Genomic DNA, 11029 nt, shown 5'->3' with positions numbered 1-11029 from the left:
TAGCGGTTGATCGCTCCCATGTCGACCCGCATCTGGGTGCCGGTGATGTACTTGGCCTCGTCGGACGCCAGGAACGCGACCATGTTCGCGATGTCCTCGGGCTGCACCATCTGGTAGGGCAGCGCGGGCATGTAGATGGGGCCGAGCGTGGGCGACGCGGCGAGGTAATCACCCATCGAGTCGTCCGTCATGCCGGTCGCGACGCCGTGCGGGTGGACCGTGTTGACCCGGATGTCGTGCTCGCCCAGCTCGTTCGCGAGGACCTTGGCCAGGCCGACGACGCCGTGCTTGGAGCTGGCGTAGTGGGCGAGGAACGGCAGCCCCTTCGAACCCGCCACCGAGCTGGTGATGATGATCGAGCCGCCCTGCCCCTGCTCGATGAGCGTCGGCACGGTCGCCTTGATCGTCTTCCACACGCCGGTGAGGTTGACGTCGATGAGGTCCTGCCACTGCTCCTCGGTGATCTCCCAGGTGCGGCCGTAGTTCACGATCCCCGCGTTGGCGACGACGATGTCCAGCCTGCCCAGCTCGGCTACGCCGTCGCGGACGGCCGCCTCGACCGCGGGCAGATCGCGGACGTCGGCCTTGCGGGCGACGATCCGGCGGCCCTGCTGCTCGACGAGCTTGACGGTCTCGTCCAGTTCGGCCTGCGTGGCGGGCTCGTAGCGGACGTACGAGCTGGCCGACTCCGCGAGATCGATCGCGATGACGTCCGCGCCCTCGCTCGCGAGCCGGACGGCCTCGGCCCGTCCCTGCCCGCGCGCGGCACCGGTGATGAAAGCGACCTTGCCCGTCAAACGTCCCATGGGAAACCTCCACGTCGGAAGCGGTCCGCTCATGATGGCACCGGGTGCCAAAAAGAGCAATGGCCCGTCCGACCTGCACCTGGCCGCCGCTTCGCCGCCCGGAGACGGCGAGGGGAGGCCGCGGGCCGCGGCCTCCCCTCGAACGCGACGCCTTCCGCTACGCGCCGTCCTCCTCGGCCATCCCGAGCAGGCGGTCGAGAACGGCGGTGCCCTCCTTCAGCCCGTCGTGCTCGTACTCGTTGGTGATCCACGGCCGCAGCCCGCGCACCGCGCGCGCCGTCTCCAGGGAGAACTCGCGCGGGACGAACATGTCGTCGTGGTAGATCGCCGCGTAGACGGGCACGTCGTTGCGGGCGAGCCGGTCGAGGTCGTACAGGCGCGGCCAGTCGTCCTTCGCCGCCAGCAGGTGCGCGGTCTCGCGCAGCGGCACGAGCGCCGGATCCTCGTCGAAGTCGAACGGGTAGTACGTCTCGCCCGTGAAGGCGAACGGCGCGCCGCCGTCCAGATCGAACTCCGGACGCTCCCGGTAGACGCGTTCCGCCGCCCAGTCCGTCGCCCCGCCCTGCGCGTAGATCAGCTCCTGGAACAGGGCGTAGAGCGGACGGGCGGCGAGGCTCGTCGCGTCGTGCACCCCCGCGAGGAACGTGTCCGAGAGTTCGGGCCCGTCCGGGCCGTCGACGAACGCCTCCTCCAGGAGGAAGTGCAGCGTGTCGAAGCCGGACCGGGTGCCGAGCCCGAGGCCGAGCCCCTGGAACCGGCGCGGGGACAGCCGCTCCCCCGTCGGCATCCGCACGTCGCCCGTCCGCAGGTGCCCGACGATGCGGGCGCACAGGTCGCGGTCGCCGGGGTGGCGGGCGAAGTACTCCTCGTTCTTCTCCAGCGTCCGGTCGAACGTGAGCCGGTAGACGTCGTCCGCGGTGCCGGTGAGCGTCGGCAGCCCGCCCGTGACGAACGAGCGCCGCAGCCCCTCGGGCGCCAGCGACAGGTACGCCAGCGTGATGAAGCCGCCGTAGCTCTGCCCGAGCGTCGTCCACGGCCGCCCGCCGTTGATCTCCCGGCGCAGGATCTCGGCGTCCCGGACGATCGCGTCGGCGCGGAAGTGCGCGAGGTAGGCGGCCTGCTCGGCGGGACCGCCGAGCCGGGCGAGCGTCCGCCGGTTCGCGGGCGTGGAGCGGCCGGTGCCGCGCTGGTCGAGCAGCACGACGCGGTGGCCGTCCAGCGCCCGCCCGACGAACCCGCTCTTGGCGGCGGGCCGCACCGCCTTCCCGCCCGGGCCGCCCTGCAGGAACAGCAGCCGGGGCAGGTCGGCGTCCGCCTCGGCGGCGGTGACGACCTCGCGCGCGTACACCTCGATGCGCGGCCCGTCCGGACGGTCGTGGTCGAGCGGGACCTCGACCACGTGGTCGGTGCAGACGAGGCCGCGCTGCCGGAACGTCCGGTGATCATCAGTAGCCCGGGATCCCGAGGCGGTGGCAGATCTCGACGAGGTCGGGGTGCACGTAGCGGCCCTCGACCTCAATCGCCTCGCCGTCCAGGTAGATGGACGGGTCGAGCATGCTGCCGTCGGTGTGCGCGGGTGCGAGGAACGGGTCGCCGCCGATCCAGGCGCCCTTCGTGCCGAGGCCGAGCTCGACGCAGCCGAAGATGCGCTCGTCCTCCACGATCCGGCCGGTCGGCTGGGTGACGCCGGGGTTGAACCCGAGCGACCAGTGCGCGATCCGGTACATGTTGCGGCCGACCTCGGCGTCGTCGGCGGACTTCGCCTGCGCCTCCATCCAGCGTCGGAAGATCGTCGCGTCGGTGCCCTCGCCCTCGATCGAGGTGACGGTGCCCTCGCTCACCTCCATCCGGATCGGCGAGCGGATCAGGCCGAGGTCGTTCGGCGGCCACACGGCGCCGTCGAACACCAGCACGCCCTCCTGCGTCTCCTCCAGCGGGTTCCAGGAGATCTGCCCGGCCAGCATGACGGTCTCGCCCGGCTTCTCGGCGGGCTTGCCGCGCAGGTTGATCGGCCGGCCGCCGTTGCGGGCGCGCAGGTCGGTGCCCGCCGGGGTGGTGATGCGCACCTCGTCGGCCTTCTCCAGCAGCCCGACGAGCGCCTTGCCCAGGTCGATCGTGCCCTGGAAGTCGACGCGGGCGACGGTGTCGACGAGCATCTGGACGTCCATGCCGGTCAGGTTCGCGTAACGGGTGCCCTGCGCCATCGCCGCGCGGAACGCGTCCGAGTGCATGATGTACGCCAGCGCGTACTCGATCCACACCTGCGAGCGCGCGACCGCGCCCGCCACCGGCCCCGGCGGTTCCATCGCCGACGACGGACGCGTCGGGTACTGCACGACCGTCGGGGTCGCCCCGGCGGCCGCGACCGCCTGCGCGGTGACCTCCACGACCCGGGAGTCGGTGGAGCTGTCGGCGGTGATCACGACGTCCTCGCCCGGCTTGACGAGCATGATCTCCTCGACGAGCTTGCGGGCGCCGAGCGCGGCCTCGTACGACAGGTACTCGGGCCGGGACTCGATCCGGCTGGTCACTTCCACTTGTGCCTTATCCCTTCACTACGCGGCTGACATCGGTGAGCGAGCTTCCGGCGATCAGTCCCGAACCGATCAGGTTCAGCTCGCCGCTCGCGGCCTCGGGTCCGCGCACCCGGGCCCAGATGATCCTGAAGGCCAGTGCGCCGAGCACGAACCAGCAGGCGTACGGGGTGAGGATCAGCAGTCCGGTGGCCAGCAGGACGCCCATCTGGCGCTCCGGCCCGCCGATGAACTGGATGAGCGCCCCGGGGACCGCCCAGATCAGGATGTTGGTGAGCGTGGAGGTGTCGGTGAGGCCGCCCGCGACGGTGTCGGCGTACACCTTCGACACCGGCGGGATCTCACCGCCCTCGAAGTAGGACTTCCAGGTCACCGCGACCACGGCGAGCGCGACGGCGAAGCCGACGAGCTGCGCGATGTACTGCTGCTTGCGGCCGGCCCGCTCGACGAGCCGGTACGGGGTGCCGCCCTGCCGCAGGATCCAGCCCGCCTTCAGGTCGTAGCCCATGTCGGCGAACGCGGGCCCGGTCGAGGCGATGTAGGCGACGAACAGCGCCAGCGGCACCGTCGGGATCCCGATCACCAGGCCCAGCACCATGAAGATCAGCGTGACCGCGAACGCCGGGAACCAGCCGGAGTGCATCGCGGCCAGGCCGACGATCAGCTGGTGCACCAGCGCGGCGAAGCCCGCCAGCAGGCACCAGCCGATCAGCTCGACCACCGACAGGTCGCCGAGGATCCCGCCGGTCAGCGCCACGGTCAGGGCACCGAGGACGAACAGCACGTACCCCTGGGTGAGCGCGCGCCCCAGGCCGCGCTCGTCCACCGTGGTCTGCATGGCCTCGTCGGTCTGCGCGCCCACGGCCGTCCGGCCGTCCCTGTCGTCCCCCGACCCGTCCCCGGACCCGTCGTCGGACCTGTCCTGCTGCCTGCGGACGAGCAGGACGACGGCCTGCACGAGGGCGACGAGCCCGGCGCCGACCATGAAGCCGTGCGGGATGTACATCTCGTTGAGGTCGATGTCGAACCATTCTTTGCCGTACTGGTTCACGCCCAGCCCGACGCCGAACATGCCCAGCGCCCAGATGTTGCCGATCAGCGCAACACCCGCGGCCGAGAACGGCAGCGCGTTCCCGGCGATCTTGACGAACGAGCCGAGGAAGCCCACCAGGCCGCCGACGCCGAGCACGATGGCCTTGCGGCCGCCCTCGTCCCCGGCCACGATCGTCTCCGCCGCGGCGACGCCGGGCGGCCACGTCGAGCGGGCCGGGAACAGCTTGGAGTCGAACACCCGGTACAGCACCAGGGAGTCGACGAACAGCCCGATCCCTGCGCCCAGCAGCATCGGCCAGACCAGGTCCGGACGGCCCAGGACGAACGGGACGCCGATCGGCACCAGCAGCGAGTTCGCGGCGGCGAACGTGGCGCCGGAGATGGCGCTCTGCACCAGGTTCTGCCGGTGCACCGACCGCATCTCCCGCAGCTTGCGCGCCGGGATGCGGCCCACCAGCATCGCGATCAGCGCCCCGATGACCGAGGTGTTGGCCGAGATGCCGAGCGTGGTCACCAGGTGCAGGCCGATGAGCGCGCCGAGCACCGACAGCACGATGGTGAGGATCAGGACGACCGGCTCGTGCGCGCGGGGGTGCGATTCCGGCCCGTGCAGGGCCGCCCCCTTCAGCGATCGCATGGTCACAGGCTCTTCCTCGCTACTCTTCGGGCCCGCCGCCGTCGAGCAGGCGGCTCAGCGACTCCGCTGCCCCGCGCACCCTCGCGATGGTGGTGTCGATCTTCTCCGTGACGTTGTGGTGCGGGCCGATCACGACCAGCGAGCCGACGATCTCCCCGGCGGCGAACACCGGCGCCGCGACCGAGGTGACGTTGAGGTCGTACTCCCCGTGCGAGATCGAGACCCGGTCCCGGCGGACCCGCGCGTACAGCTCGCGGAGCTCGTCCGGGTCGGTGACCGTGGTGTCGCTGAACCGCTCCAGCGGTCCCGCGCCCAGCAGCCGCCGGACGTCGTCGTCCGGGTAGAACGCGAAGATGGCGTGCCCGGCGGCGCCGCCGTGGGCCGGGAGCGTCTCCCCCACGATGGCCGAGTACCGCATGGGCCCGGCGGCGTCGACCGCCAGCGCCGTCCGGTAGCCGGCGCCGTGCGGCACGTTCAGGATCGCGCTCTCCCCCAGCTCGCGGGCCAGCGCGGTGAGCCGCGGACGGGCCGACGCCTCCAGCGTCCCGCCGCGCTCGGCCGCCCGGGCGAGCACGCCCACCGCGACGCCGAGCCGGTACCGCCGGGTGTCGGGGTCGGCGAGGACGAACCCGCGGTGCGCGAGCGTGGTCAGCAGCCGGTGCGTCACCGCCTTGTCGAGCCCGAGCTCCCTGGCGAGCTCGCTGACCCCCCATTCCGTCCGATGCTGGAAGGCCAGCAGCACCAGCAGGCCCCGATCGAGGGTCTTGGCCGTACCGCGCCCCGGCTCGCCCAACGCGACCGCCTCTCCTTGTTGCGTTAATCGCAACGGCGTTGCTATTTCTGAGCCGCACTGTATCCGCTGTTGGCTCATTACGGTCAAGCCGGAAAGATGGAAGTAACCTGGTTTTTACCCGGGCACCGTGATGATCGACTCTGGGCGGGGTCCGATGGACGGACGCCGCCCCGCCGACGTCTAAACTCACGAGGATGGTCACGTTCCGATCGCCGAACGGCCCCCGCTGAGCGGCCGTCCCGTCCGCACGCCCGCGTAGTCACACCGCGTAGTCACACCCGCGTAATCACACACCGCCCCGCCACCCGGTGCCGCGTCACGGTGCCGGGCCTTCGACCGTTCCACGAGGTACTTCTCCATGACCGATTCCGCCCACGCCGCGCCCGCGGGCCCCGACCGTCCGGCCACGGCGCCGCCGCGGACGGGGCTGCTGATCGGCGTCCTGGTCGCCTCGGCCTTCGTGATGATCCTCAACGAGACGATCCTGAGCGTCGCGCTGCGGGACCTGGGCGAGGAACTCGCCGTCTCCACCACGACGGTGCAGTGGCTGACCAGCGGCTTCCTGCTGACGATGGCCGTGGTCATCCCGACCACGGGTTTCCTGCTCGAAAGATTCACCCCGCGCCAGATCTTCCTGGCCTCGCTGACCCTGTTCGCCCTGGGCACGTTGCTCTCCGGAGCCGCCCCCGGCTTCGGGACGCTGCTGGTCGGGCGCGTGGTCCAGGCGTGCGGTACCGCGGTGATGCTGCCGCTGCTGATGACCACGGTGATGCGGCTGGTGCCGCACGAGCGGCGCGGCTCGATGATGGGCACCATCACCATCGTCATCGCGGTCGCCCCCGCGGTCGGGCCGACCATCGGCGGGGCGCTGCTGTCCTCGCTGGGCTGGCGCTGGATGTTCTGGCTCGTCCTCCCGCTGGCGGTGGCCGCGCTGGTCATCGGGGCGGTCTGGCTGCGGCTCGACGCCCAGACCAAGGCGGTGCCGCTGGACGTCCTGTCGGTGCTGCTGTCCGCGGCCGGGTTCGGCGGCCTGCTCTACGGCCTGTCCTCCATCGGGGAGTCCGGCGGCGGGGAGCACGCCGTGCCGGCGTGGGCGCCGATCGCGGTCGGCGCCGTCGCGCTCGCCGTGTTCGTGGTGCGGCAGCTGCGGTTGCAGCGCCGCGGCCGCGCCCTGCTCGACCTGCGCCCGTTCACGCACCGCAGCTTCGTGGTCGCCCTGATCCTGACCGCCCTGCTGTTCATGTGCATGCTGGGCGCCGCGGCGATCCTGCTCCCGCTGTACCTGCAGACCGTCCTGCACACCACCACGTTCGTCAGCGGGCTGGCGGTGCTGCCGGGCGGGCTGGCCCTCGGGCTGCTCGGACGCCCCGTCGGCGCGCTGTTCGACCGGTTCGGGGCGCGTCCCCTGGTGATCCCGGGCGCGCTCGCCATGGCGGTGTCGCTGTGGCTGTTCACCACGCTCGGGGAGGGCTCGCCGCTGGGCGTGGTCATCGCCATTCACGTCGTGCTCATGATCGGGCTCGGGATGATGATGACCCCGCTGATGACCGAGTCGCTCGGGGTGCTGTCCGACGACCTGCACTCCCACGGCAGCGCCATCCTCGCCACGCTCCAGCAGGTCGCGGGCGCGTTCGGCACGGCCGTGTTCGTCACGGTCGCCGCGCACGGCAGCGCCGCCGGGGACGGCGCCGTTCGGGCGGGACGGCCTGCGCACCGCCGTTCGTCGTGGCCGGGTGCATCGGCGTGGTCGCGGTGCTCGTGTCGCTGTTCGTCCGCCCGGCCGCACCGTCGGCCCCCGCCGTGGCCGGGCCCGGTGCGGACGGCGCGGACGGTGCGGACGGCGCGAAGGTGCCGGACGGCGGCGAGCGGCCGGCGCGGACGCCGTGAGAGGCTGGCGCCCGTGACGGGCGAACCGACTCCCCCGCGCCGCCGCGGGCGTCCCGGGTACGACCAGGCGGCGATCCTGCGCACCGCGGTGGAGCTGTTCAACCGCAGGGGCTACGACGCCACCAGCATGGGCGACCTGGCCAAGGAGCTGGGGCTGACGAAAGCGGCGATCTACCACCACGTCACGAGCAAGGAGCAGCTCCTCGGCCGGGCCCTGGACGACGCCCTCGACGAGCTGACCGCCGTGGTGGCCGACGCCGTGGAGGACCCGGCCGGACGAACGGCGTACGAGCGGCTGCGCGGGGTCGTCCTGCGCGGCGTCGAGGTGCTGGTGGCGCACCAGCCGTCCGTCACGCTGCTGCTGCGGGTGCGGGGCAACAGCGGCGTCGAGCTGGCCGCGCTCGACCGGCGGCGCCGCCTCGACGAGCGGCTCGCCGAGCTGGTCGCGGAGGCCGCCGCGGAGGGCGCGCTGCGCGACGACCTGCCGCCGCCGCTGGTGAGCCGGCTGCTGTTCGGCATGGTGAACTCGCTGGTCGAGTGGTACCGCGCGGACGGGGCCTACGACCCGGCGACGGTCGCCGAGGCGATCACCACGGTCGCCTTCGACGGCCTCCGGCCCCGCGGGCGCTGAGGCCGGGTCAGGCGCGTCAGGCGTCGTAGTCGATGGTGACGCGGTCGCTCACCGGGAACGTCTGGCAGGTGAGGACGAACCCGGCGGCGACCTCGGACGGTTCGAGCGCGTGGTTGCGGCGCATGTCGGTCTCGCCCGCGCGCACGACGGCCCGGCACGTCCCGCAGACGCCGCCCTTGCAGGCGAACGGCAGGTCCGCGCGGGTCGCCTGGGCGCCTTCGAGGATCGTCGTGTCGCGCGAGACCGCCGAGGTGGTGCGCAGCCCGTCGAGGACCGTGGTCAGCTCGGTCGTCGCACCGGGCGGCGTCCCGGCGTCCCGGCGGGGCCGCGGCGGGGGCGCGTCGACGTAGAACAGCTCGACGTGGACGCGGTCGGCCGGGACGCCGAGGCCGGCGAGCACGGCGCGGCGTCCTCGACCATCCGGAAGGGCCCGCAGAGCCAGACGTGGTCGAACACCTCGGCGGGGACGATGCCGGTGAGCAGGCGGTGCAGCCGGTCGCGGTCGAGCCGTCCGGAGAACAGCTCGGCGTCGCGGGGTTCGCGGGACAGCACGTGGACGACCTGGAGGCGGGGCCCGTACCGGTTCTTCAGGTCGCCGAGCTCCTCGGCGAACATCACGGTGCGGCTCGTCCGGTTGCCGTACACGAGCGACACCCGCGCGGACGGGTGGGTCAGGACGGTCGAGGCGACCGACAGCAGCGGGGTGATGCCGGACCCGGCGGCGATGCACAGGTGCCGCTCCCCCGCCGCCGGATCGGCCCGCCACGGACCGGACGGCGCCTGCACGTCGATGCGCGTCCCGGGCGTCACGTCGTGCACGAGCCAGGAGGAGAACATGCCGTCCGGGATCTCGCGGACGCCGATGCGCGGCGCGGCCCCGGCCGGTGCGCAGATCGAGTACGTCCGGCGGTGCTCGCGGCCGTCGACGACCCGGCGGAGGGTGAGCGACTGCCCGGCCCGGAACGCGAACGCGCCGCGCAGCGCGGCGGGGACGGCGAAGGTGATCGCGACGGCGTCCTCGCACAGCCGGTCCACCGCCGCGACGGTCAGCGGGTGGAAGACGGCCGACCGGGTGGGCGCTGGCGCGGGCGCGGGCATCTCAGATCTCCTTGACGTGCTCGAACGGTTCGAGGCAGTCGGTGCAGCGGTACAGGGCCTTGCAGGCGGTGGAGCCGAACTCCGACGCCGGGCGGGTGGCGGTCGAGCCGCAGCGCGGGCAGGCGGGCGCGCGCCGGGGCGGGCCGAGCGTGAGCGCCACGGGACCGGACGTCCGGCGGGCGGGGCCGGGCGGGGACAGCCCCGCCTCGCGCAGCGCCGCCCGTCCGCGCGCGGAGATCCAGTCGCTGGACCACGGCGGGTCGAGGACGACGCGCACCTCGACGCGGCCGAAACCCGCGTCGTTCAGCCGGTGCACGAGGTCGTCGCGCATGGTCGCCATCGCCGGACAGCCGCTGTAGGTGGGCGTGATGGAGGCGACGACGGTCTCGCCGCCGTCCGCGTCCCGGATCACCTCGACGCCGCGCAGGATCCCGAGGTCGGCGAGGGTAAGCATCGGCATCTCCGGGTCGCGCACCCCGGATGCGATCTCCCGGGCCCGGTCGTGGGCGGTCACCAGAGACCCGCCGGATGTGCGCGTGCGACCTCCTGCATCTCGGCGAGCAGCGGGCCGAAGTCGCCGGTGTGGTCGCCGTCCCGCCCGGACGGCGCGGGCGGGGGCGCCGCGTCCGGACGGTCGATGCCGCTGATCTCGAAGACGCGTGCGAGGACGGCGTCCACCTCGGCCTCGATCGACGCCGGATCGACGCCGACGCCGATCTCCGCGAGGGACGTCTCGACGGGGTGCGGCGCGAACATTTCGGTCAGGTGGGGCCACAGGGCGTCCAGGGCCGTGCCGAGCCTCCGGCGCGATTCGCCGGTGCCCTGCGCGAGGGTGCGGAACCAGCGGCCCGCCCAGTCGCGGTGGTAGGCGACCTCCTTGACGCCCTTGCCCGCGACCGCCGCGAGGACGGCGTCCGCGCTCGCGCGGAGCCGGTCGAGGAGCGCGAGCCGGGCCGCCGAGAACAGCAGGAGGCGGACGACGACGTGCGCGAAGTCGCCGTTCGCGACCTCGGCGAGCCGCACGTTGCGGAACGCCCCGGCGGCGCGGAAGAAGGCGAGCGCGTCCTCCGGCGGGACGGGCGAGCCGCCGGGTAGGGCGGGGACGGCGCCCGGGTCGGCGGCCGCCGCCCGCGACAGCAGCAGGCGCGCCTGCCCGAGCAGGTCGAGGGCCATGTTCGCGAGCGCGATGTCCTCTTCGAGGTCGGGGGCGCGGCCGCACCACTCCGACAGGCGCTGCGACATGATCAGCGCGTCGTCGCCCAGCATCAGGCAGTACGCGGCGAGGGCCGCGGGGTCGGCGCCGTCCGGCGGCGTGGTGTCGACCCCCGCGAGCGGGTCCTCGAAGCCGGTGCCGAAGGCCCACTGGGACGAGTCGTCGCCCGTGCCCTCGACGAGCCCGTCGAAGACGCCGCCGTGGTCGTCGGTCATGATCGTCCGCCCCTCACATGTGCGGCACGTCGTCGGGAATGTCATAGAACGTGGGGTGCCGGTAGATCTTGTCGCCGTTCGGGGCGAACAGCGGGTCCTTCTCGTCCGGGCTGGACGCGGTGATCGCGTCGGCGCGCACGACCCAGATGCTCACGCCCTCGT

8 protein-coding genes and 2 pseudogenes are annotated in these 11029 nt (G+C 72.9%); 1 reads left to right on the top strand and 9 read right to left on the bottom strand.

The window, feature by feature from the left end; translation table 11 throughout:
• The 5 genes from BJF79_RS20680 to BJF79_RS20660 form a co-directional block, all read right to left on the bottom strand.
• Positions 1-806 (bottom strand): mycofactocin-coupled SDR family oxidoreductase (locus BJF79_RS20680; RefSeq protein ID WP_075899696.1); only part of this gene is annotated, 806 nt, incomplete at its 3' end.
• 157 nt (positions 807-963) lie between these two features.
• On the bottom strand, positions 964-2205 hold the full coding sequence (locus tag BJF79_RS20675) for an alpha/beta fold hydrolase (RefSeq protein ID WP_075899694.1): 1242 nt from the start codon (positions 2203-2205) through the stop codon (positions 964-966).
• A 46-nt stretch (positions 2206-2251) separates the two neighbouring features.
• Positions 2252-3343 carry a hypothetical protein gene (locus tag BJF79_RS20670; RefSeq protein ID WP_075899692.1) on the bottom strand — a complete coding sequence of 364 codons (1092 nt, stop codon included), beginning with the start codon at positions 3341-3343 and terminating at the stop codon, positions 2252-2254.
• Positions 3344-3350: 7 nt separating this feature from the next.
• Complete coding sequence (locus tag BJF79_RS20665; RefSeq protein ID WP_075899700.1) at positions 3351-5030, bottom strand: OPT/YSL family transporter; 1680 nt, start codon at positions 5028-5030, stop codon at positions 3351-3353.
• A 19-nt stretch (positions 5031-5049) separates the two neighbouring features.
• On the bottom strand, positions 5050-5823 hold the full coding sequence (locus tag BJF79_RS20660) for an IclR family transcriptional regulator (RefSeq protein ID WP_075899690.1): 774 nt from the start codon (positions 5821-5823) through the stop codon (positions 5050-5052).
• A 358-nt stretch (positions 5824-6181) separates the two neighbouring features.
• Here BJF79_RS20660 and BJF79_RS65730 point away from each other — a divergent pair, with 358 nt between their 5' ends.
• The gene (locus tag BJF79_RS65730) at positions 6182-8341 is read left to right on the top strand and encodes a DHA2 family efflux MFS transporter permease subunit (protein WP_316043404.1); all 2160 of its coding nucleotides are present in this window, start codon (positions 6182-6184) and stop codon (positions 8339-8341) included.
• Positions 8342-8357: 16 nt separating this feature from the next.
• Here BJF79_RS65730 and paaE read toward each other — a convergent pair.
• The 4 genes and pseudogenes from paaE to BJF79_RS20630 form a co-directional block, all read right to left on the bottom strand.
• Positions 8358-9439 (bottom strand): annotated as a pseudogene (gene paaE / locus BJF79_RS20645) (1,2-phenylacetyl-CoA epoxidase subunit PaaE).
• Between the two features lies 1 nt (position 9440).
• A complete protein-coding gene (gene paaD / locus BJF79_RS20640; protein ID WP_075899698.1) occupies positions 9441-9956 on the bottom strand; it encodes a 1,2-phenylacetyl-CoA epoxidase subunit PaaD in 516 nt (171 codons plus the stop codon).
• Complete coding sequence (gene paaC / locus BJF79_RS20635; RefSeq protein WP_075899686.1) at positions 9950-10867, bottom strand: 1,2-phenylacetyl-CoA epoxidase subunit PaaC; 918 nt, start codon at positions 10865-10867, stop codon at positions 9950-9952. Before paaC ends, paaD begins: the two co-directional genes overlap by 7 nt.
• 13 nt (positions 10868-10880) lie before the next feature.
• Positions 10881-11029 (bottom strand): annotated as a pseudogene (locus tag BJF79_RS20630) (1,2-phenylacetyl-CoA epoxidase subunit B); the annotation flags it as partial.

This window comes from Actinomadura sp. CNU-125, from assembly GCF_001942465.1.
In the GTDB taxonomy this organism is placed as follows: Bacteria; Actinomycetota; Actinomycetes; order Streptosporangiales; family Streptosporangiaceae; genus Spirillospora.
Note: the sequence above shows the minus strand (reverse complement) of the source record. Positions and strands in the feature narration are given on the sequence as shown.

What these genes read in the sequence shown, in the direction of transcription:
- BJF79_RS20665 (WP_075899700.1), bottom strand. Translation starts at nt 5,030, where the DNA reads ATGCGATCGCTGAAGGGGGCGGCCCTGCACGGGCCGGAATCGCACCCC.
- BJF79_RS65730 (WP_316043404.1), top strand. Translation starts at nt 6,182, where the DNA reads ATGACCGATTCCGCCCACGCCGCGCCCGCGGGCCCCGACCGTCCGGCC.
- paaC (WP_075899686.1), bottom strand. Translation starts at nt 10,867, where the DNA reads ATGACCGACGACCACGGCGGCGTCTTCGACGGGCTCGTCGAGGGCACG.